The organism is Plantibacter flavus (assembly GCF_002024505.1).
Taxonomy (GTDB): domain Bacteria; phylum Actinomycetota; class Actinomycetes; order Actinomycetales; family Microbacteriaceae; genus Plantibacter; species Plantibacter flavus_A.
This window is the reverse complement of record NZ_CP019402.1, coordinates 1,724,928-1,744,983: the sequence shown is the minus strand read 5'-3', so window position 1 is coordinate 1,744,983 and position 20,056 is coordinate 1,724,928. Positions and strand designations below refer to the sequence as shown.

Annotated in this window: 21 protein-coding genes; 7 read left to right on the top strand and 14 right to left on the bottom strand. The window is 70.6% G+C overall.

The genetic code is table 11. The features are described from left to right. The first annotated feature begins 87 nt into the window (after nucleotides 1-87). On the top strand, nucleotides 88-612 hold the full coding sequence (locus tag BWO91_RS08235) for a murein hydrolase activator EnvC family protein (RefSeq protein WP_153303419.1): 525 nt from the start codon (nucleotides 88-90) through the stop codon (nucleotides 610-612). Here BWO91_RS08235 and BWO91_RS08230 read toward each other — a convergent pair. The 11 genes from BWO91_RS08230 to BWO91_RS08180 form a co-directional block, all read right to left on the bottom strand. Beyond that, nucleotides 585-1,514, bottom strand: a complete 930-nt coding sequence (locus BWO91_RS08230) for a tyrosine recombinase XerC (RefSeq protein WP_079002268.1) — start codon at nucleotides 1,512-1,514, stop codon at nucleotides 585-587. The genes BWO91_RS08235 and BWO91_RS08230 overlap by 28 nt on opposite strands. Before the next feature lie 57 nt (nucleotides 1,515-1,571). After that, on the bottom strand, nucleotides 1,572-2,909 hold the full coding sequence (dprA, locus tag BWO91_RS08225) for a DNA-processing protein DprA (protein ID WP_079002266.1): 1,338 nt from the start codon (nucleotides 2,907-2,909) through the stop codon (nucleotides 1,572-1,574). Further along, nucleotides 2,906-4,435 carry a YifB family Mg chelatase-like AAA ATPase gene (locus tag BWO91_RS08220; RefSeq protein ID WP_079002264.1) on the bottom strand — a complete coding sequence of 510 codons (1,530 nt, stop codon included), beginning with the start codon at nucleotides 4,433-4,435 and terminating at the stop codon, nucleotides 2,906-2,908. Before BWO91_RS08220 ends, dprA begins: the two co-directional genes overlap by 4 nt. Then, nucleotides 4,435-4,791, bottom strand: a complete 357-nt coding sequence (locus BWO91_RS08215) for a YraN family protein (protein WP_064296323.1) — start codon at nucleotides 4,789-4,791, stop codon at nucleotides 4,435-4,437. Before BWO91_RS08215 ends, BWO91_RS08220 begins: the two co-directional genes overlap by 1 nt. A 122-nt stretch (nucleotides 4,792-4,913) precedes the next feature. Beyond that, nucleotides 4,914-5,237 (bottom strand): DUF2469 domain-containing protein, encoded by a 324-nt coding sequence (locus BWO91_RS08210; RefSeq protein ID WP_071260887.1) that lies wholly within the window; start codon nucleotides 5,235-5,237, stop codon nucleotides 4,914-4,916. Nucleotides 5,238-5,249: 12 nt separating this feature from the next. After that, nucleotides 5,250-5,894, bottom strand: a complete 645-nt coding sequence (locus tag BWO91_RS08205; RefSeq protein WP_079003890.1) for a ribonuclease HII — start codon at nucleotides 5,892-5,894, stop codon at nucleotides 5,250-5,252. Further along, a complete protein-coding gene (gene lepB, locus BWO91_RS08200; RefSeq protein ID WP_079002263.1) occupies nucleotides 5,894-6,643 on the bottom strand; it encodes a signal peptidase I in 750 nt (249 codons plus the stop codon). Before lepB ends, BWO91_RS08205 begins: the two co-directional genes overlap by 1 nt. Nucleotides 6,644-6,719: 76 nt before the next feature. After that, nucleotides 6,720-7,067, bottom strand: coding sequence for a 50S ribosomal protein L19 (gene rplS, locus BWO91_RS08195; protein ID WP_056006851.1), 348 nt, complete (start codon nucleotides 7,065-7,067; stop codon nucleotides 6,720-6,722). Between the two features lie 186 nt (nucleotides 7,068-7,253). After that, nucleotides 7,254-7,784 carry a hypothetical protein gene (locus BWO91_RS08190; protein ID WP_079002261.1) on the bottom strand — a complete coding sequence of 177 codons (531 nt, stop codon included), beginning with the start codon at nucleotides 7,782-7,784 and terminating at the stop codon, nucleotides 7,254-7,256. 78 nt (nucleotides 7,785-7,862) lie between these two features. Further along, complete coding sequence (locus BWO91_RS08185; RefSeq protein WP_071260891.1) at nucleotides 7,863-8,522, bottom strand: LuxR C-terminal-related transcriptional regulator; 660 nt, start codon at nucleotides 8,520-8,522, stop codon at nucleotides 7,863-7,865. Next, entirely contained in the window at nucleotides 8,519-9,772 is a 1,254-nt protein-coding gene (locus BWO91_RS08180; RefSeq protein ID WP_079003889.1) for an ATP-binding protein, read from the bottom strand. Before BWO91_RS08180 ends, BWO91_RS08185 begins: the two co-directional genes overlap by 4 nt. Before the next feature lie 112 nt (nucleotides 9,773-9,884). Here BWO91_RS08180 and BWO91_RS08175 point away from each other — a divergent pair, with 112 nt between their 5' ends. Then, nucleotides 9,885-11,393 carry a PspC domain-containing protein gene (locus BWO91_RS08175; protein WP_167620453.1) on the top strand — a complete coding sequence of 503 codons (1,509 nt, stop codon included), beginning with the start codon at nucleotides 9,885-9,887 and terminating at the stop codon, nucleotides 11,391-11,393. Further along, nucleotides 11,390-11,773: a hypothetical protein gene (locus BWO91_RS08170; RefSeq protein WP_079002259.1), complete on the top strand. Its 384-nt coding sequence runs from the start codon at nucleotides 11,390-11,392 to the stop codon at nucleotides 11,771-11,773. The genes BWO91_RS08175 and BWO91_RS08170 overlap by 4 nt, the downstream gene beginning before the upstream one ends. Nucleotides 11,774-11,802: 29 nt before the next feature. On the opposite strand, the gene trmD is transcribed toward BWO91_RS08170, so the two are convergent. The 3 genes from trmD to nirD are packed head-to-tail and all read right to left on the bottom strand — an operon-like array spanning nucleotide 11,803 to nucleotide 13,686. Further along, nucleotides 11,803-12,510, bottom strand: a complete 708-nt coding sequence (trmD, locus tag BWO91_RS08165) for a tRNA (guanosine(37)-N1)-methyltransferase TrmD (protein ID WP_079002257.1) — start codon at nucleotides 12,508-12,510, stop codon at nucleotides 11,803-11,805. A gap of 46 nt (nucleotides 12,511-12,556) precedes the next feature. Further along, nucleotides 12,557-13,315 (bottom strand): sirohydrochlorin chelatase, encoded by a 759-nt coding sequence (locus BWO91_RS08160; protein ID WP_079002255.1) that lies wholly within the window; start codon nucleotides 13,313-13,315, stop codon nucleotides 12,557-12,559. Continuing rightward, entirely contained in the window at nucleotides 13,312-13,686 is a 375-nt protein-coding gene (gene nirD / locus BWO91_RS08155; protein WP_079002253.1) for a nitrite reductase small subunit NirD, read from the bottom strand. The genes BWO91_RS08160 and nirD overlap by 4 nt, the downstream gene beginning before the upstream one ends. Before the next feature lie 205 nt (nucleotides 13,687-13,891). Between nirD and nirB the strand changes: the two genes are divergently transcribed. The 4 genes from nirB to BWO91_RS08140 all read left to right on the top strand — a co-directional run bounded on the left by nirB (nucleotide 13,892) and on the right by BWO91_RS08140 (nucleotide 20,031). Next, nucleotides 13,892-16,495, top strand: a complete 2,604-nt coding sequence (gene nirB / locus BWO91_RS08150; protein ID WP_430929545.1) for a nitrite reductase large subunit NirB — start codon at nucleotides 13,892-13,894, stop codon at nucleotides 16,493-16,495. Then, nucleotides 16,496-17,275 carry a uroporphyrinogen-III C-methyltransferase gene (gene cobA, locus BWO91_RS19640; protein WP_153303417.1) on the top strand — a complete coding sequence of 260 codons (780 nt, stop codon included), beginning with the start codon at nucleotides 16,496-16,498 and terminating at the stop codon, nucleotides 17,273-17,275. Continuing rightward, nucleotides 17,272-18,435 (top strand): uroporphyrinogen-III synthase, encoded by a 1,164-nt coding sequence (locus BWO91_RS08145; protein ID WP_240555737.1) that lies wholly within the window; start codon nucleotides 17,272-17,274, stop codon nucleotides 18,433-18,435. Before cobA ends, BWO91_RS08145 begins: the two co-directional genes overlap by 4 nt. A 177-nt stretch (nucleotides 18,436-18,612) precedes the next feature. After that, nucleotides 18,613-20,031, top strand: coding sequence for an MFS transporter (locus BWO91_RS08140; protein ID WP_079002251.1), 1,419 nt, complete (start codon nucleotides 18,613-18,615; stop codon nucleotides 20,029-20,031). The last annotated feature ends 25 nt before the right edge of the window (nucleotides 20,032-20,056 follow it).

Here is a 20,056-nt window from a genome sequence, read left to right as displayed (position 1 = left end):
CGCTCCACAGGCCGTCCGACCAGGTCCGTCTCCCCGCTCCGAGGCGCCCGCCCGCCCTCGCTCTCCCGACCCCGTCAGGCTCGGATCATGATGACCTCGATCGCCAGTTGGATCCTCATCTCCTGCCTGGTGCTCCGCGCACCCGTGAGCACGTCCGGAGCGGCGCCGGCCTGGAGCTGGCCGATCGCTCCCCCGCACCTCGTCACCGAGCCGTTCGTCGCGCCGCCCGACCCGTACAGCGCCGGCCACCGGGGTGTCGACATCGCGACATCGCCCGGTCAGCCGGTGGCCGCAGCGGCAGCCGGCGTCGTGACGTTCAGCGGGACGGTGGTCGACCGCCCACTCGTCGTGATCCGGCACGACGACGGACACGTCTCGAGCATCGAGCCGGTGGTGGGTTCGGTCGACGTCGGCAGTCCGGTGACCCGTGGGGCACCGATCGGGACGGTCGGCGTCGGCGGGCACTGCGCCGACGGCTGCGTCCACTTCGGGGTGCGGCGCGACGGCGTCTACGTCAATCCGATGCTGCTGCTCGGCGAGGTGCCATCGGCCGTCCTGCTCCCACTGACCGCGACCGCGGGGGCTCAGGCCCGCGGGTGGGCGTTGCGGTAGCTCTCCTTGATGCGTTCGACGGAGACGTGCGTGTAGATCTGCGTCGTCGCGAGACTCGCGTGGCCGAGGAGCTCCTGGACGGCGCGGAGGTCCGCTCCTCCGTCGAGCAGGTGCGTCGCGGCGGTGTGCCTCAGGGCGTGAGGCCCTGCCGGACCGCCGCCGGGCACGGCGTCGAGGAGCCGGGCGACGAGTGTGTAGACGGAGCGCGGGCCGAGCCGCCCTCCGCGCGCGCCGAGGAAGAGGGCTGCGCCGGGCGTCGGTCCGCGGTCGTTCGCGGCTGCACGGGCGACCAGCTGCGGGCGGGCGCTCGTGAGGTAGTCGACGATCGCCGACTGAGCGGGGACGCCGAACGGCACGACCCGCTCCTTGTCGCCTTTGCCCGTGACCCGGACGGTGAGTCGGTCGAGGTCGAGGTCGTCCCGGTCGAGTCCGCACAGCTCGGACACGCGAAGGGCCGAGGCGTAGAGCAGTTCGACGACGGCGAGGTCGCGGAGGGCGTTCGGCTCCCCCGATGCGGCGCGGTCCTCGAGCCCCGCGAGGAGGTCGTCGAACGGGCCCCGGCCGACGACGCGTGGCAGGGTCCGACCCGTCTTCGGACTCCGGAGACGTGCTGCGACGTCCGAATCGACCCTGCCGGTGCGGAGGAGCCAGGCGCTCCAGGCCTTCGCCGTGGCGGTGCGTCGCGCGAGCGTCGCCTTGGACGAGCCGTCCTCGGAAGCGGCCCAGAGCCAGTCGCGGAGGAGGTCCAGCGTCACGCCGTCGACGAGCTCGACGTCGCGTCCGGTGGCGAAGTCGGCGAGCTGCCGGAGATCGGAGGCGTAGGCGCGAACGGTCTGCGGCGACAGCCGACGCTCGGAAGCGAGGTGCTCCGAGAACCCGTCGATGCTGCTCCAGATGTCCACGTGGACAGCATGCCCCACGCGTCCGACGCCGTGGCCTTCCCCCGCCGAGCGATCACCTCACGCCCGTCCCCCGACGAGCACCCACCCGCGCTCCCGTTCCTCGACGGCCCCGGCGAGATCGAGCGCACCGAGCACGCCGGTGACCTCGCGAGGACTCAGACCACTCGCTTTCGCGAGCGCCTCGACGGTGCGTGGCGAGCGCGCACTCATCACATCACGGACCCGGCGTTCCTCCGGGGAGGCGAACGCCTGCGCGTCCGCATCGACCGCGGTCCACCCGGCGAGCTCCGCCATCTGCGCGGCGTTCGTCACGCACGTGGCGGCGTACTCACGGATCAACCGATGACAGCCAGCCGACGACGGACTCGTGACCGGGCCGGGCACGGCTCCGAGCGGACGCCCGAGGGACGCGGCGTGACCCGCCGTGTTGATCGAACCGGAGCGGTCTCCGGCCTCCATGACCACCGTCGCCGCCGAGGCTGCGGCGATGAGTCGGTTCCGCTGCAGGAACCGCCATTTCGAGGGTGTCGACCCGCACGGCGATTCGCTGATGACGGCTCCGCCGGCCTCGCGGATTCGACGGATGAGCGCGTCGTGACCGGCAGGGTACGGCCGATCGACCCCACCTGCGAGGTAGGCCACGGTCGCCCCTCCGCTCCCGAGGGCGGCTCGGTGCGCCGCGCCGTCGATGCCGTAGGCGGCACCCGACACGATCACGAAGCCCCGATCGACGAGCCCGGCCGCCGCCTCGAGGGTGACGTGCTCACCGTAACCGGACGCGGCCCGGGCACCGACCAACGCGATGGCACGTTCTCCCGCGGGGGCGTTGGGAGAGCCGCGCAGCCAGAGGGCGTGCGGCGCGTGCACACCGAGGTGGTCGAACCCCGCATGCCAGCCCGGAGCGCCGGGCAGGAGGAGTCGGACGCCGACCTCGATCGCCGTCTCACACGCGGCGACGAGGTCGGCCGAGACGAGCCGGGGCCGCCAGCGTTCCAGCGCACTTCCGAGCACACGGGAGGCGGGCACCGCGGAGGGATCCTCGGACTCGGCATCGGCCGACGTCGAGCCCGAGCCACTGGACCACTCGCTGCCGAGGATGCGGCGCTGCAGTTCGGTCGGCCCCACCCGTTGCAGGACCGCTGACAGTGCGCCCGCAGGGCCGAGCGCACCGACCACGAGCCCGGCGACGCCGTCGCCCGGTTCGGCGATCATCGTCCAGGCCGCCCGAGCGAACGCCGCCCGGATCCCGGCGGTGCCGACGTCATCGGCCTCCAAGACGGGCTCGGCACCTCCATCTGCGCCAGGGCTGCCCGCGGCCTCGACCGGTTCCAGGCCGCCGAGGCCTCGGACGAGGCGTTCGACCAACTCGCGGTCCAAGCCGAACCACGCGCTCATGAGATGCCCTTCCGCAGGAAGAGGGCGCGCCCCAAGTGCTCGGCTGTGGGGCTATTGGCGCCGTCGAGGTCGGCGAGCGTCCAGCTCAATCGGAGGATCCGGTCGTAGCCACGCATGGTGATGCCTCCCCGCTCGAGGGAGCGGTCCAACGCGCTGGTGACGGTTCTGGGCAGCCGCATCCGCGGGCTCCTGAGCCAGGTGCCGCTCGCCTGTGCGTTCGTGGTCCAGCCGCTGCCGGCCAACCGCTCGGCACTCGCGGCCCGCACCTCCTCGACGCGGGAACGAGCCTCGGCGGTGGAGACCCCACCCTCCTGCGAGAGACTCGTCAGTGCCGAGGTGATCCGGTGCACCCGCACGCGGATGTCGATCCGGTCGAGGAGCGGCCCCGAGATCCGCCCGAGATAGCGTCGACGGGCCTGCGGTGGACAGGTGCAGACGCCGTCCGCCGTGCCGTACTGACCGCACGGGCAGGGGTTCGCGGCGAGGACCAGTTGGAAGGCGGCCGGGAACGTCGCGCTGCCGTGCGCACGATGCACGGTGATCACGCCGGCTTCGAGTGGCTGACGCAGCGAGTCGAGGACGTCGGCGCGGAACTCCGGTGCTTCGTCGAGGAAGAGCACGCCGTGCGCCGCGCGCGCGGCTGCTCCGGGTCGGATCTGGCGCGAACCGCCACCGATGATCGCCGCCGCCGAGGACGAGTGGTGCGGGCTCTCCCACGGTGGTCGTCGGGCGAGCGCGCCGTCCGGCGGCAGACCGATGAGCGAGCGGAGGCAGCTGACCTCGACCGCGGCCTCGGCGTCGAGGTCGGGAAGGATCTCGGGGAGCCGGGCGGCCAGCATGGTCTTGCCGGCCCCGGGAGGTCCGACCATCATGACGTGGTGCCCGCCGGCGGCCGCCGCGACCATCGCGTCGACCGCATCCGGCTGTCCGACCACGTCCGCGAGATCGAGTGGGTCGGGCGTGGGCAGCCGGTCGACCCGTTTCCGGACGGGTTCGAGGTCGATCGCGGACAGTTCCGCACCGTGCCAGATGGCCGCATCACGTAGCGAGGTCGCCCCGATCACCGTGACGCCGGGCACGAGCTGCGCCTCCTCGACGTTGGCGGTCGGCACCATCACCGCGTCGTAGCCGGCGCGGGCGACGGCGAGGACGGCCGGCAGCACGCCGACGAGCGGACGGAGTCGACCGTCGAGCCCGAGCTCACCGAGGTGGACGACCCGCTCTGCGGACTCCCGGCGCACCAGGCCGCCCACGGCGAGACAGGCGATCGCCATGGAGAGGTCGAATGCGCTCCCCTGCTTGGGCAGCGACGCGGGAGACAGGTTGATCGTGAGCTTGCCGCCGGGCAGCTCGCAGCCGGAGTTCGCCGTCGCACTCTTGATGCGGTGCGCGGCCTCCCCGAGCGATTTGTCGGGAAGACCGACGATCGCCATACCCGGCACGGTCGCGGCGGCAGACGCCTCGACCTCCACGATCGCGCCCGTGAGGCCGGCGAGTGCGACCGACCACGTGCGTGCGACGGCCATCAGGAGACTCCCCGCAGGTGCTGGAGTCGCATGTCGCCTTCGGACGGCAGCACGATGCCGACGACGTCGACGCGCATCCGCCTCGAACGCGGTCGGTGCTCAGCACACCAGGCCCCGGCGAGGCGACCGATCCGGGCCAGCTTGCTCGGCGTGACCGCCTCCGCGGGATCACCGAAGCCGACGCCCGAACGGGTCTTCACCTCGACGAAGACCAGCGTGCCGTCGTCGTCCGCGACGAGATCGAGTTCACCCTGCGGGCATCGCCAATTGCGGTCGAGGATGCGGTATCCACACGCCTCGAGATGATCCGCCGCCACCTGCTCGCCGCGTCGGCCGAGCTCGTCCTTCCGTGCCATGTGCACCTCCTGGCGTCCAGCCAAGCGTGCAGACGAGGCTCGTTACCCGGAGGTGGGTCTGTCGTCGACGAGCGCGCGGCGAAGCGCGCCTGTGGAGCGCTGTCGGTCGAGGGGGCCTCGCCCTACTCGTCGAGCGTGAGTTCCTTCGGGAGTTCGAAGTCGCGCGAGGACAGCTGCTCGACGTTGACGTCCTTGAACGTGAGCACTCGGACGCTCTTGACGAAGCGGTCGGACCGGTAGACGTCCCACACCCAGACGTCGGTCATGGAGAGCTCGAAGTAGAAGTCGTTCGCCGTGTCGCGTCGCACGAGGTCGACCTCGTTGGCGAGGTAGAACCGGCGCTCGGTCTCGATCACGTACTTGAACTGCCCCACGACATCGCGATACTCGCGGTAGAGGGCCAGTTCGACCTCGCGGTCGTAGTCTTCGAACTCGTCTTCGTCCATGGTCTCTCCAGTCTACGTGTAGGCGGGCAGCCAGCTGCTCCGGTGGTGGAGGGTCAGGCCGTGCTCGGAGAGGGCCGACAGATGCTGCGCCGAGCCGTATCCCTTGTTGCCCTCCCACCCGTACTCCGGCAGTGCCTCGTGCAACTCGATCATCAGTCGGTCGCGGTGCACCTTGGCGAGCACGGACGCAGCGGCGACCGACGCGCAATCCCGATCCGCTTTGACCCTCGTGGTGATGGTGAGCGGTCGCTGGAGCGCCCGGCTCAGCCAGTCGCTGTTGCCGTCGAGCAGGACGGTGGACCCGGTGACGTCCGCGCCGACGGCGTGCAGTTCGAGCAGCGCCCGACGGCCGGCGAGTCCGAGGCACGCGGTGATGCCGAGCTCGTCGACCTCCGCCGGGCTCGCGAGTCCGACGGCCCCGTACAACACCCACTCGCGGGCCAGCGGTTCCAGGCGGGTCCTCGCTCGCTCGCTCAACAGCTTCGAGTCGCGGAGGCCCTCAGGGAACGGCCCGCACGCCGGGGCGACCACCGCGGCGCCGACGGCCACCGGGCCGGCGACCGCTCCGCGACCCACCTCGTCCATGCCGATGACCGACGGGACACCCGCAGCGAACAGTTCGTGCTCGACCTCGAGGGTCGGTTCGCTGACGGCCATCACCCCTCTTCTGGGGCGGGGATGCCCTGGAAGACGGTCGGGTAGTTGTCGAGCCAGGCCCAGTTGCTGGACGGCCAGGTGATGACGAACGCGCGCCCGACGACGTTGTCGATCGGGACGAAGCCCCCACCGGGGGTGTCGCCGTTGTACCGGGAGTCCTTCGAGTTGTACCGGTTGTCGCCCATGACCCAGAGCGAGCCCTCCGGGACGACGATGTCGAACGGGTCTCCGGACACCTTCTCGGTGCCGGCCGGGAGCTTCACGTACGGTTCGTTCAGCGGCACCCCGTTGACCGTCATCTGCCCGAGGGGGTTGCAGCACGACACGTGGTCGCCGGGCAGGCCGATGACGCGCTTGATGAGGTGGTCGTCACTGTCGGGAGCGACGAGGCCGAAGATCGACAGCACCCATTCGACGGCTGCGGTGACGGGAGGCTGCGGAGCCTCGACCGTCTGCGGGAGCCAACCGCCCGGATCTTGGAAGACGACCACGTCGCCACGGTTCAGCGAGACCACGTCGGGGACGAGCTCGTTCACCAGGATGCGGTCCTGGATCTGCAGCGTGTTCTCCATCGACCCGGACGGGATGTAGAACGACCGCACGAGGAAGGTCTTGATGAGGAAGGAGACCAGCAGCGCGACCACGAAGATGATCAGGAGGTCGCGAAGGAAGAGCAGCGCTCCGCGTTTGCCGCGGGGGCGCTGCTGGTGGTCGGGCGACGCGTCTGCCGCCAGGGAATTGTCTGTCATTTAACCGCCTGAGCTCCCCACCAGCTTATCCGGTGGGGAGCTCAGGAATGATCGCGGAGGGCGACCGGGAGGACGACTAGTTGTCGCGCTTCTCCTTGATCTTCGCCTTCTTGCCACGGAGCTCGCGGAGGTAGTACAGCTTCGCGCGACGGACGTCACCGCGGGTGACGACCTCGATGTGGTCGATGTTCGGGGAGTGCACCGGGAAGGTACGCTCGACGCCGACCTGGTAGCTCACCTTGCGGACCGTGAAGGTCTCGCGGACACCCTCGTTGGAGCGGCCGATGACGACACCCTGGAAGACCTGGATACGGGACTTGTTGCCCTCGATGATGTTCACGTGCACCTTGACGTTGTCGCCGGCGCGGAAGTCGGGGATGTCCGACTTGAGGGATGCTGCATCGACTGAGTCGAGAATGTGCATGATGATTCCATCTCTGCGACCGCCACAGGTCGACCGCTGAATACGTTCGGAAGGAAGGGTGTGCCCGATGCCGGCGTTCCCCTGTGGCAGAACTGCGGAGGCACAAACAGCAATTGTGTCATGAAAGGGCCCCGGATGGGAAACCGGGCCCCGGACGGCGCGGGCGACAGCGCTGGAGACGACCGCTCAGCGGCGCTCGTCGGGCTTCGACTCCTCGATGACGATGAACTCGCCGCCGTCGATCGGACCGCGATCGAACCGCGGCTGCGGCGGGATCGCCGATCCGGGGACCGTGCCTGGCCCGGCCGCAGCGGCCATGCGCTCGAATTCGGCCATCGTCTCCCGGGCGCGGCGTGCCGTCTCGGAGATGAGTTGCGCGATGACGCCCCAGAAGGCGGCGAGGCCCGCGACGACGCCGAGGACCGCCCAGAGGGCGACGCCCGAGCTGAACGAGCCGAAGCAGATGATCGTGACGTGCCAGAGCGTGAGCAGGCCGACGTCCGTCCACGACACGAGCTTCGTCGTCCGGACGCTGGCCCTGGCCGAGATGAGGAATGCGATCGCGGCGAGCGCGATGGCGAGGATCGGCATGGCGATGAAGAGCCCGAAGAGGCTCCAGCCGCTCTCACCGAAGAGTCCCCATCCGACGAACGGCCAGGCGGGCAGCACGAAGATCGCGGCGAATCGCCAGTAGTAGAACGCCCGACGGATGATCATGCCTCTCAGGCTACCGCCGGGCTCCTGAGCGCGCACTGGTCGTTCGCTGTCGGCCGATGTCGGTTCCGGCCCGCGTGGTCAGAGGAGCTTGCGCTGCAGCGCCCAGGCGGCGAGTTCATGGCGGGAGGACAGCTGCAGCTTGCGCAGCACGCTCGACACATGGGTCTCCACGGTCTTCACGGAGATGAACAGCTCCGTCGCGACCTCCTTGTAGGCGTAGCCGCGGGCGATGAGGCGCATGACCTCCTGCTCACGGGCGGACAGCCGGTCGAGCTCGTCGACGGACTCCGCGGTCTCTCCCGTCACGGCGCCGAAGGCGTCCAGGACGAATCCCGCGAGCCGGGGTGAGAAGACCGCGTCGCCGTCGTCGACCCGTCGTGCGGCCTCGGCGACCTCGGCCCCCGAGGAGCTCTTCGTGATGTAGCCGCGTGCACCGGCCCTGATCACCCGGACGACGTCCTCGGCGGCGTCCGAGACGCTGAGCGCGAGGAACCGGGTGGCGGGCGCGGTGGTCACCGAGCCGGCGATCACGTCCGCGCCACCGCCGCCGGCGCCACCCGGCAGGTGGACGTCGAGCAGCACGACCTGCGGGCGGGTCTCCCCGATCACCCGGATCGCCTCCTCCACGTCGCCGGCCTCCCCCAGCACCTCGATGCCGGGATCGAGTTCGCTGCGCAGCCCGGAACGGAAGATCGAATGGTCGTCGACGATCACGACGGTCAGTGGTCGGTCGCTCATGGTCGGCTCCTCGGAACGGTCGGGACGGTGTCGGGCTGCGGCGCCGTCGCCGCGGCGTCGTGGACGGGCAGGACGAGACGGACCTCGGTACCTCGTCCGCCTGGCCTCGAACGGATGGTCGCCTCGCCACCGATGCGCTGCATGCGGCCGATGATCGACTCCCGCACCCCGAGGCGGTCCCGCGGGACCTGTTCCAGGTCGAAGCCGGGGCCGCGGTCGGAGATCGACACCTCGATCCGCTGCGGTGCCGTCTCCAGATAGACGGAGACGTCGCCGCCGGCGTGACGTGCCGCGTTGAGCACGGCCTCCCGTACGGCGGCGAGGAGCGGCTCCGGAGCGTCGTCGATCGCACGCCCGACCGCGACGACGTCGACGCGCACGGCGTGGTCGGCCTCCACCGCGGCCGCGATGGTCCGCAGCTCGGTCGCGAGGTCGCCCGTCGGAGCGGTCCCGCCGGAGAAGAGCCAGTTCCGCAGCTCGCGCTCCTGCGCCCTGGCGAGACGGGACGCCTCGCTCCCCGGACCGGCCTGCTGCTGGATGAGCGCGAGCGTCTGGAGCACGGAGTCGTGCAGGTGCGCTGCGATCTCGGCGCGGTCGGCCTCGCGCATCCGCGCGGCGCGCTCGTCGGCGAGGTCGCGATTGAGCTGGAGCGCCCACGGGGCGATGACCACGGCGACCCCGAGGAGCACGGCGATCGCGGCGACGATGACCGTCCACATGTTCGGGCGGTCACCGGTGACGAAGAACAGGAGGATGCCGAGGACGACGAGGACCAGCGCTCCGAGCACGCGGATCAGGAGGGCACGTGAGCCCTCACCGCGACCACGCTCGCCGAACTGCCGCCAGGCGAGTGCAGCTCCCGCGAGGACGACGATGACGGGGATGACGGCCTCGAGTGGGATGTCCAGCCCGGTCCGGGTCGCGATCAGCGCGGTCCCGGCCGCGAGCAGGGCGATCCCGAGCAGCACCTCCGTGATCGGCGCGCGACGGGGGCCGTCGAGGTCGTCTCCTTCGTCGGTCGAGGCCGGCCGGAGCAGGTGCTCCCGGGGATCGAGCGGTGCGTCCGCGCCCTGCGTCGGCGTCATGACCCACAGCCACACGTAGAGGAGCAGGCCCGCTCCGCCGCAGCACGCGAGGATGACGGTCGCCGTCCGCACCGCAGCGACGGGGAGACCGGTGTGCTCGGCGAAGCCGGCGCAGACACCGCCGAGCAAGCGGCGCCTCGGACGGATCATCACCTCGGTTCCCATGGAGCCATCCAAGCAGTTCGGGGTGCGGTCGGCACCCTGGGACGGCAGGATCAGGGTGCACTCAGGGTCATGCCGGATGGGCCCGACCCGGACGCTTCGCCAGAATCGGACCATGACGAACCACAGCACGCCGCCCACCGGAGCAGAACCGGGGGCACCAGCCCCTCAGGATCCGACGACCCGCTTCTTCGACTGGTGGCGGTCCACCGGTCTCCGTCGCTCGAGCGACTCGTGGCTCGGCGGTGTCGCCGGGGGTGTCGCGGCCCGGCTCGGCCTCGATCCGATGATCGTGCGCGGAGCCCTCATCGTCATCGCGATCCTGGGCGGGCCGGTCCTCTTCGTCTACGCCGCGGGCTGGGCGCTCATCCCCGACCAGCAGGGGCGGATCCACCTCGAGCGTGCGATCCGGGGCGTCTTCGACCCGGCGATCGTCGCGATCGGCATCCTCGCGGTCCTCACCGTCGTGCCGTTCATGCGCGGCCTCTGGTGGGACGGCGTGCCGCATGCGTGGAACCTGCCGGGGTGGCTGGAGTCGACCATGACCGCCGGTTGGGTGATCGCTCTGGTCGCCGCAGCGGTCTGGCTGATCGTGATGTTCTCCCGCCGCGACCCTGGGCGGTCGACTCCGCCTGAGACACCGCCACAGCGCGACCCGTGGACCAGCGACGCCTCGATCCCGAAGCCGACGGCGCCATCGCCCACGGCCTCCCCTTCGGGCCCTGCCGGCTCGGCCCCGGCCTCCCCCGGTGCCGCGAACCCGGTGTCGCTCGCGAAGGCCGACGGTTCGCCTGGTGATGCGAGCGCGACCGTCCCACTCCCTGGAGCCACCACCACCACCACCGCGTGGGACGGGGCTCCGCGCCAGCAGCGCGGCTGGACGAGTCAGGAGTTCCGGGACGAGATGAGCCGCCAGCGAGCCGAGCAGCGGGCCGAACGCGAGACGAGGGCGCGGGAGCACCGGTCGAAGCAGCCGGGAGCAGCTTTCGTGGCGATCACCCTCGGACTGGCGCTGCTCGCCGGTGCCGGCGCGGCCGTCATCGCGGCGAGCGCCGGGTTCTCGGTCCCGGTCGTCGTGGTCATCGGGCTCGCCGCAGCGCTCGGTGCGCTCGCCGTCGCGACGATCATCGCGGGCATCAGCGGACGGGAGAGCGGCTGGCTCGGGCTCTTCACGTGGGCCGCTGTGATCTCCTTGCTCGCCACCGGCGTGTTCCCACTCGGCTCCTCCTTCCTGCCGGTCGGACGCACGACCTGGACCGTGACGTCGACGGATGCGGACGACCGACGCGGCTACGTGATGATCGCCGGCCAACCCACGCTCGACCTCGGTGAACTCGCCGACGACGACGCGTTGCGCGGTGGCACGATCGACGTGTGGATCCTCGCAGGCGAGGTAGACGTGCTCATCCCCGAGGACGTGCCGGTGATCGTCGAGTTCTCAGCGATCGCGGGCACCCTGGAGACGGGACACGACGGTCGGGACCGGACGGACCGACGCGGCGGAGCCCTCTTCCAGGATGAGGCACGGTACGGACGAACGGCGTCAGGAGACACGACGCGGGTACGGGTGTGGACGGTCGCCGGCAGCGCTGTGGTGACCGAGGAAGCGGAGGCGGGACGATGAGCGAGCTGGACGACCGGACCGGAGCGGCAGACATGTCGTCCCCAGCCGACGCGGCGACGGGATCGGCTCCGTCGGAGACCGATCAGACGGCCGCCATGGAGTCGGACGCCACGCGACCGACCACTGCACAGCCGGCCACAGCGCCGACGGCCGGTGAGCCGAGGACCGGTGTCGGCCCGACGGATCGGGGTGGTCGGGCGCCGCGCTTCGGCACGATCCTCTGGGGCGTGCTCCTGCTCGTCTTCGCCGGGGCCATGCTCGTCACCAACCTCACCGAGGTGCGCATCGACCCCCTGGGGTGGATCACCGGGGCGATCATCGCGACCGGGGCCGTCCTCGTCGTCGCCGGCATCGCCGCCGCCGTGCGACGTCGGCCCTGACAACCGTCACGCACAGGACCCCGGCGCGCTCAGGCGTCCGGCCCGTCAGCGGGCAGCAGATCCGGGCGGACCTCGCGGGTCCGCTCGATCTGCTGCTGACGACGCCAGGTGGCGATCGCACCGTGGTTGCCGCTCAGCAGCACCGGCGGTACCGGGAGTCCTCGCCACTCGGCGGGCTTCGTGTAGCTCGGGTACTCGAGGAGCCCGTCTTCGTGCGACTCCTCGACGAGACTCTCGGGGTTGCCGACGACCCCCGGGACGAGCCGACCGATCGCCTCGATCATCGCCATCACGGCGACCTCTCCCCCGTTGAGGACGTAGTCGCCGAGGCTCACCAGGCGGACCCGCGCTCGGCTGGCGGTGTGGTCGAAGACGCGGTGGTCGATGCCCTCGTACCGACCGCAGCCGAAGACGAGGTGCGGCTCGGCCGCGAGCTCGCGGGCCATCGCCTGCGTGAACACCTCACCCGCCGGAGACGGGAAGATGACCAGCGGCTCCTCCTCGGTGTCGTCACCCAGGATGCCGTCGAGCGCCTCACCCCAGGGCTCCGGCTTCATGACCATGCCGGCTCCCCCGCCGTACGGGGTGTCGTCGACGGTGCGGTGACGGTCGTGCGTCGAATCCCGCAGGTCGTGGACGTCCAGTTCGATGAGCCCGCTCTGCTTCGCCTTGCCGAGCAGCGAGAGGTCCAGGGCATCGAAGAAGGTCGGGAAGATCGTGACGATGTCGATGCGCATGAGGAGCAGTCTATTCGCGCGACGGTCGTCGTCCCGGTCGCGTCGGTCAGCCCGACAGTCCGGCCAAAGCCTCCTCGTAGCGGTCGACCACGAGGTCGACGATGCCGGGATCGGGCACCTCTCCGAGGTGGAGGAGCGGCGGCGTCACGAAGTCCGCTCCCGCCTCCTCGAGCAGCCTCGCGAAGTAGCCGGGCGCCAACAGGTAGGTGGCGATGATGACCCGCCCTCGCGGTCGGCTCGTTCGGGCCGCTGCCACCGCATCGGGCACCGACGGCTGAGCCGCGGAGACGAACGCCGTCTCGACCGGAACACGCAGCCGCGATTCCAGCCGACGTCCCATGTCGACGCAGTCGGCGACGGCCCTGGCGTCGGTGGACCCGGCCGCTCCGAGCACGATCCGATCATCCGGCGTCACGTGCAGCACCTCCAGTCTCCTGGCGAGGACCGCTACGAGGCGGTCGTCCGGTCCCATCGCCCGTCCGAGTGCCGTCGGCCGATCCGTCGCCTCGAGGTCCTCGACGAGGTCGACGTGGACGTGGAACCCCGCTGACAGGAGCAACGGCACGACCACCGCGGGCCGCTCGGGCTCGATCGAGCCGAGGGTGGCCGGGACGTCGGGCTGCTGGACGTCGACGAAGCCGCCCGCGACGTGGAGGTCGGCACGCGATCGTCCGACGGCGTCGACGAGCGCGGCGACGGAGGCCTGTCCGATCGGGCAACTCGTCCCGTGGGACACGGCCAGGAGCGCAGGACTCGTCCGCGTACGCGTCTGCGGGCGGCGCACCGCGGGCTCAAGCAGGGTCATGCGTCCTCCCCCAGCTCGATCTCCACGAACCCGCCCACGATGCGGGTGCGGAAGGTCTGGAGGAAGAGGTTCGGGTCGGTGAAGCACTCACCCGTGCCGAGGTCGTACACCTGCTTGTGCAGCGGTGACGCGATCGTCGGTCGCGCCCCTCGGGAACCGACGATGCCGCGAGCCATCACCGGCGCGGCCGTGTGCGGGTCCCGATGGTCGACGGCGTAGACCTCCTCGGCCCCGATGCGGAACACCGCGATCTGCCGGGCGCGGAGCAACGCCACCTCGCCCCAGGAGAGCTCGAGGTCGTCGATGGCGCAGACGCGTCGCCACTCGGCGAGCGCCGTCCACCCGGTGTGCTCCTGCATCGCGATGCTCATCGTCGGCCTCCTGGTCGTGCGTCGGAGCACCGACGCTACGGGCGGGGTGTTTCGTCGGATCACCCGTGACGTTTCGGTGAGGTGAAACCGACCTCACATCCGCCCGGGCGTCGTGTGCGGTCCTGGACGCGTTCGGGACACATGCGGGCAACGGTCCGGAAACGCCGCGTCAGTACGCTCGCTGGAACACGAGCCGAGGGGGCCCATGATGATCGATCCCACCGCAGGAGATCTGCCGCGTCGCGTCGTCGTGGTCGGCGGCGGCCCGGCCGCGCACCGTCTGGTCGATGCCCTGCACAGTCGCGACGCCGGGCGCACCATGCACATCACGGTCGTCTGCGAGGAGCTCCACCGTCCCTACGATCGCGTGGCGCTGAGCAAGCGTCTCGACGACGCGGCGATCGATCTCACGCTCGCGCCGACGGGCGTCTGGGACGAGCAGCACGTGTCGCTGCTGCTGGGCGAACGCGCCGAACGGATCGACCGCAAGGCCCGGACGGTGCACACCTCCCTGGGGCGGGTCGTCGCGTACGACGAGCTGATCCTGGCGACCGGCTCCTCGGCCCCGGTGCCCGAGATCGACGGTTCGGAACACGCCCTCGTCTACCGGACGATCGACGACGTGGACCTGCTGGTGTCGGAGATTGCGCGCATCGGCTCTCTGCGAGGTCGTCCCGCCCGGGTGATCGTCGCCGGCGGCGGGTTGCTCGGGCTCGAGGCTGCCGGTGGTGCGGCACGGCTCGGTGCCGAGGCGAGCGTCGTGCACTCCGGGTCGTGGCTCATGTCCGCCCAGCTGGACGAGGGAGCCGGTCGAGCCCTCGGGCGCATCATCGGCGGCCAGGGCATCGGTCTGCACCTGGGGACGAGGCCCCGGTCGATCCTCGTGGACGAGCAGGGTGGTGTCTCGGGCGTGAAGTTCTCGAGCGGCCAGCAGGTCGACGTCGACATCGTGGTGTTCGCGATCGGTATCCGCGCCAGGGACGAGGTGGCCCGCGATGCCGGGATCGAGCTCGGTGACCGCGGTGGTGTCGTGATCGGGACCGACTGCAGGACGTCTGCGCCTGGTGTCTGGGCCATCGGCGAGGTCGCCTGCTTCGACGGTCGATGCACCGGCCTCGTCGCGCCGGCGAACGCGATGGCCGAGGTCGTCGCGGATCGGCTGCTCGGTGGCGAGGCGGAGTTCACGACCGTCGACGACGCCACCAAACTGAAGCTCTCCGGTGTCGACGTCGCGAGTTTCGGCGACGCACTCGCGCGCACCGAGCAGAGTCTTGAGATCGTGTACGCGGACCCGGCGCGTGGGCTGTACCAGAAGCTCGTCATGACGGACGACGCCAAGACCCTTCTGGGCGGGGTCTTCGTCGGCGACGCCTCGCCCTACGCCTCGCTGCGTCCGCTTCTCGGCGCTGAGCTGTCGAGTGAGCCGGCCGCCTACCTGTCGGCCTCAGGGATCGAAGCACCGGCCGGGGACGAGCTCCCCGACGCAGCGCTCGTCTGCGCATGCAACGCCGTCGCCGCGGGGACCGTCCGCGACGCGATCGCGGGCGTGCACGGCGAGGCGTGCACCGAGCTGGGGGCGCTCAAGACCTGCTCCCGTGCCGGGACCCAGTGCGGCTCCTGCGTCCCGCTCGTGAAGAAGATCCTCGAGACGGAGCTGACGAAGTCCGGCATCGCCGTCTCGCGCGCACTCTGCGAGCACTTCGAACTGTCCCGCCAGGAGCTGTTCGAGACCATCCGGGTGCTCGGCCTCACCTCCTTCGACGAGATCCTCGCGCGCTACGGCACCGGACGCGGCTGCGACGTGTGCAAGCCGGTGATCGGTTCCATCCTGGCCAGCCAGCAGGGTGGGTACATCCTCGATGGCGGCCGGGGGACGCTGCAGGACACGAACGACCGGGCGCTCGCGAACATGCAGAAGGACGGCACCTACTCGGTGGTCCCCCGGATCCCCGGTGGCGAGATCACGCCGCAGAAGCTCGCGGTCATCGCACAGGTCGCCACCGACTACGGGCTGTACACGAAGATCACGGGCGGTCAACGCATCGACCTGTTCGGCGCCCGCCTCGAACAGCTGCCCGACATCTGGCGCATCCTCGTCGACGCCGGCTTCGAGTCCGGACAGGCGTACGGGAAGTCGCTCCGCAACGTGAAGAGCTGTGTCGGGTCCAGCTGGTGCCGTTTCGGTGTGCAGGACTCCGTGGGCATGGCGGTCCACCTCGAACTCCGGTACCGCGGCCTCAGGGCACCGCACAAGTTCAAGTTCGGGGTCTCCGGCTGCGCGCGCGAGTGCGCCGAAGCACGTGGCAAGGATGTGGGGATCATCGCCACCGAGCAGGGCTGGAACCTGTACGTCGGCGGCAACGGAGGGTTCCAGCCGACCCACGCGCAGCTCCTCGCCGGAGACCTCGACGACGAGACGCTCATCCGGTACATCGACCGCTACCTCATGTACTACATCCGGACGGCGGATCGACTGCAGCGCACCGCCAGGTGGATGGAGGACCTCGACGGCGGACTCGACCACGTGCGGGAGGTCGTCGTCGAGGACTCCCTCGGACTCGCCGCCGAACTCGAACAGGCCATGGCCGCCCATGTGGACGGGTACGAGGACGAGTGGGCGGCGACCCTCGCCGACCCGGAGCGCCTCCGCCGGTTCCGTTCCTTCGTCAACGAGCCGGGCGACGCCGAACCACGACTCGCGCGGGTCGCGGAGCGAGGCCAGTACCGGCCCGCGACGACGGAGGAGATCGAGCGCGGCGAGGCCGTCTATCTCGCAGGGCCTACCATTCCAGTGAGGGAAGGGGCGTAGATGTCGGGTCCAGGCAGGGTCACGCTCGTCGGCGGCGGACCGGGCGATCCCGCGCTGCTGACCGTCGCCGCCGTCGAGGCCCTCCGCGACGCGGACGTGGTCCTCTACGACCGGCTCGCACCCCACGACACCCTCCCCGAGTTCGCCCCGAACGCGCTCCTCGTCGACGTCGGCAAGCGCCCCGGTCATCACCCGATCGGACAGGACGGCATCGAGACCGTCATGGTGCAACACGCGCTCGACGGCGCGGCGGTCGTCCGCCTCAAGGGAGGCGACCCGTACGTCTTCGGGCGCGGCAGCGAGGAAGTCCTGGCCTGCCACCGCGCGGGCGTCCCCGTCCGCGTGATCCCGGGCGTCTCGAGTTCCGTCGCCGTGCCCGCGGCGGCAGGCATCCCCCTCACCCACCGGAACCTGAGTCACCTCTTCACCGTCGTCAGCGGTCACGCTCCGCTCTCCGACGAGGAACACCGTCACCTCGCCGGCCTCGGTGGGACGATCGTCGTCCTCATGGGCGTCGGCACGCTGCCCTCCATCTCCCACGGGCTCCTCACCTCGGGGCTCGCCGCCGACACCCCCGTCGCGATCATCGAGCGCGGCTACAGCGAGACCCAGCGCACCACCGTGGCAGACCTCGGGACGATCCTCCACGTCGCCGCAGCCGCCGGTGTGCGGTCACCGGCGGTCATCGTGATCGGCCACGTCGTCGCCTTCGCCTTCGACGGTGACGCCGAGGCCTCGGAACTGCTGGCGCGGGCCGAACGTCTGGGGGCATCGGCGTGACCGACATCACGCCACCGACCGCCGACCCCGGCCCGGATGTCACGACCCCGGTTCCGGGATTCCGCGCGGACCAGCTCGAGGGCTTCCGGATCGGGGTGACGAGCGACCGCCGATCGCAGGACCTCATCGACGCCTTCGAGCGACGCGGTGCCACCGTCGTGCACGCACCGACGCTGCGGATCGCACACGCACAGCACGACGAACCGCTCATCGACGACACCCGCGACATCATCGCCGCACGCCCCGACGTCCTGCTCGCCACGACCTCGTACGGCATCCGACGGTGGTTCGAGGTCGCGGACGCCGCGGGACTCGGCGACGAACTCCTCGAAGCGCTGGCCGAGACGGCCATCCTCGTCCGTGGGCCCAAGGCACGCGGTGCCATCCGAGCCGCCGGCCTGAACGACGTGGGCATGAGCGACCGCGAGACCACCGCCTCCCTCGTCGACAAGGTTGTCGCCGACTACCCGGCCGGTCTCCGCGTCGCCGTCCAGCTCCACGGGTACACCGACGAGCGCCAGCTCGAACGGCTCCGTGCCGTCCATCAGGAGGTGCACACGGTCGCCCCGTACCGGTGGACGGACCCCGACGCGACCGACGAGCGCGTGCGGCGACTCGTCGAGGCGATCGTGAGCGGCTCGCTCGACGCGGTCACCTTCACGAGTGCCCCGTCGGTCGTCGCCCTGTTCACGGCCGCGGAAGCACTCGGTCAGGAGGACGCCGTCGTCGACGCCTTCCGTCGCGACGTGCTGTGCGCGGCCGTCGGCCCGGTCACGGCGGCGCCACTGCTCGCCCAGGACATCGAGCCCATCGTCCCCGAGCGGTTCCGCATGGGGGCACTCATCCGGCTGCTGTGCGAACACCTCGAGCAGCACGCGATCCTCCGAGCCGAGACGCTGCACGGCCCGATCGCCATCCGTGGGGCCATCGTGGAGCTGCCCGGCTCGCGGGTCCGGCTCCCCCCGAACTCCCTCGCGCTCCTCCGCGCCCTCGTCCGCGCGAACGGAGCCGTCCTCTCGCGCTCCGCGCTGGCCGACGCGCTGCCGGCAGCCGCGGACCACCACGCGCTCGAAGTACAGATGAGCCGCCTCCGCCAGACGCTCGGCGTCCCTGGACTCATCAACACGATCGTCAAGCGCGGCTACCGCCTCGACGTCTGACGACGGCCGATCCGGCCCCTGGACAGCGCGCCGTCATCCGCCTCACCGGGGTGATCAGTGCCTGTGAGCAGGCGGTGATCCAGGTGTTACCTCGCGGGTGGGGCCCCGAAACACGGCGTCGGTAGCTTCGGAGACAGCACACGTCCCGTCCCGCTTCACCGAACGCTCGGAGCAGCCATGACCACGAACCTCGAAGCAGCCGACGCCCCACCGACCACGGCGACCCCGACCGTCACTTCGGTCGCCCTGACCCACCGCCCCGGTCGTTGGATCGACGGGTGGAACCCCGAGGACAGCGCGTTCTGGGACCGGGAGGGCCGCGGCATCGCCGGGCGGAACCTCCGGTGGTCGATCTTCGCGGAGTTCCTCGGCTTCGTGGTCTGGCAGCTCTGGAGCATCGTCGTCGTCATGCTCCCGACGGCCGGGTTCTCGTTCTCCACGGCCGAGACCTTCTGGCTCATCTCGATGCCGAGCCTCGTCGGTGCGACCCTCAGGTTCCCGTACTCGTTCATGGTCCCGCGCTTCGGCGGGCGGAACTGGACGATCATCTCGGCGGGGCTGCTCCTCATCCCGTCCATCGCGCTCGCGCTGTGTGTGGGCAATCCTGACACCCCGTTCGGCGTCATGCTCGTCGTCGCCGGGCTCGCCGGCTTCGGCGGTGGCAACTTCGCCAGCTCCATGTCGAACATCACCTACTTCTACCCGCAGCGGGAGAAGGGCTGGGCGCTCGGGCTGAACGCGGCGGGCGGCAACCTCGGTGCAGCGGTCGCGCAGTTCGTCGTCCCCATCGCGGTCACCGTCGGAGCCGCCGCCACCCTCAACCTGAGCCTCGCCGGATGGATCTGGGTCCCCTTCATCCTCCTCGCGATGTTCGGCGCCTACCGCTACATGGACAACCTGTCGTCAGCGAAGGCGGACCTCCGCGGATCCGCCGCCGCGCTCCGGGAACCGCACCTCTGGCTCCTCGCGCTCCTGTACATCGGCACCTTCGGCTCGTTCATCGGCTTCGCGAGTGTGTTCCCCAAACTCATCGCGGACCAGTTCCCCGACTTCTCCTCCTTCGCCGTCGGTTCCGCGTCGATCTCGCTCGCGTTCCTCGGAGCCCTGATCGGCTCGCTGGCACGACCCTTCGGTGGGCGTCTCGCCGACCGCTTCGGCGGCGCCGTCGTCACGATGAGCGCGTTCGCCGTCATGGCCCTGGGGGCGCTCGCCGTGCTGTGGACCCTGCCGCTGGCGAACTTCTGGCTGTTCCTCGGCTGCTTCCTGCTCCTGTTCGTCGCCGCCGGTGTCGGGAACGGCTCGACGTACCGCATGATCCCGAGCGTCTTCGCGGCGCGATCCGGCCTGCGCGACGCCCACCACCGCAGCGGCGACGTCGGGACGCAGCGCAAGGCCGCCGCCGCGCTCGGGCTCATCTCTGCGATCGGTGCCTACGGCGGCTTCGTGATCCCGCAGATCCTGGGGCTCTCGCACGGCGCGACCGGCAGCTACTCGGCCGCGTTCATCGGTTTCATCGGCGCGTACGTCGTCCTGTTCGCGGTCACCTTCCTCGTCTACTTCCGCAAGAACGCGTCACTCGCCGGCCAGCGACTCTGAGTCGTCGCTCCACCCGTTCCTGATC

Excerpts from the sequence above, each read along its gene's own strand:
- BWO91_RS08235 (WP_153303419.1), top strand. The coding sequence starts at position 88 with ATGATGACCTCGATCGCCAGTTGGATCCTCATCTCCTGCCTGGTGCTC.
- dprA (WP_079002266.1), bottom strand. The coding sequence starts at position 2,909 with ATGAGCGCGTGGTTCGGCTTGGACCGCGAGTTGGTCGAACGCCTCGTC.
- BWO91_RS08220 (WP_079002264.1), bottom strand. The coding sequence starts at position 4,435 with ATGGCCGTCGCACGCACGTGGTCGGTCGCACTCGCCGGCCTCACGGGC.
- BWO91_RS08215 (WP_064296323.1), bottom strand. The coding sequence starts at position 4,791 with ATGGCACGGAAGGACGAGCTCGGCCGACGCGGCGAGCAGGTGGCGGCG.
- BWO91_RS08210 (WP_071260887.1), bottom strand. The coding sequence starts at position 5,237 with ATGGACGAAGACGAGTTCGAAGACTACGACCGCGAGGTCGAACTGGCC.
- BWO91_RS08205 (WP_079003890.1), bottom strand. The coding sequence starts at position 5,894 with ATGGCCGTCAGCGAACCGACCCTCGAGGTCGAGCACGAACTGTTCGCT.
- lepB (WP_079002263.1), bottom strand. The coding sequence starts at position 6,643 with ATGACAGACAATTCCCTGGCGGCAGACGCGTCGCCCGACCACCAGCAG.
- rplS (WP_056006851.1), bottom strand. The coding sequence starts at position 7,067 with ATGCACATTCTCGACTCAGTCGATGCAGCATCCCTCAAGTCGGACATC.
- BWO91_RS08190 (WP_079002261.1), bottom strand. The coding sequence starts at position 7,784 with ATGATCATCCGTCGGGCGTTCTACTACTGGCGATTCGCCGCGATCTTC.
- BWO91_RS08185 (WP_071260891.1), bottom strand. The coding sequence starts at position 8,522 with ATGAGCGACCGACCACTGACCGTCGTGATCGTCGACGACCATTCGATC.
- BWO91_RS08180 (WP_079003889.1), bottom strand. The coding sequence starts at position 9,772 with ATGGGAACCGAGGTGATGATCCGTCCGAGGCGCCGCTTGCTCGGCGGT.
- BWO91_RS08175 (WP_167620453.1), top strand. The coding sequence starts at position 9,885 with ATGACGAACCACAGCACGCCGCCCACCGGAGCAGAACCGGGGGCACCA.
- BWO91_RS08170 (WP_079002259.1), top strand. The coding sequence starts at position 11,390 with ATGAGCGAGCTGGACGACCGGACCGGAGCGGCAGACATGTCGTCCCCA.
- trmD (WP_079002257.1), bottom strand. The coding sequence starts at position 12,510 with ATGCGCATCGACATCGTCACGATCTTCCCGACCTTCTTCGATGCCCTG.
- BWO91_RS08160 (WP_079002255.1), bottom strand. The coding sequence starts at position 13,315 with ATGACCCTGCTTGAGCCCGCGGTGCGCCGCCCGCAGACGCGTACGCGG.
- nirD (WP_079002253.1), bottom strand. The coding sequence starts at position 13,686 with ATGAGCATCGCGATGCAGGAGCACACCGGGTGGACGGCGCTCGCCGAG.
- nirB (WP_430929545.1), top strand. The coding sequence starts at position 13,892 with ATGATGATCGATCCCACCGCAGGAGATCTGCCGCGTCGCGTCGTCGTG.
- cobA (WP_153303417.1), top strand. The coding sequence starts at position 16,496 with ATGTCGGGTCCAGGCAGGGTCACGCTCGTCGGCGGCGGACCGGGCGAT.
- BWO91_RS08140 (WP_079002251.1), top strand. The coding sequence starts at position 18,613 with ATGACCACGAACCTCGAAGCAGCCGACGCCCCACCGACCACGGCGACC.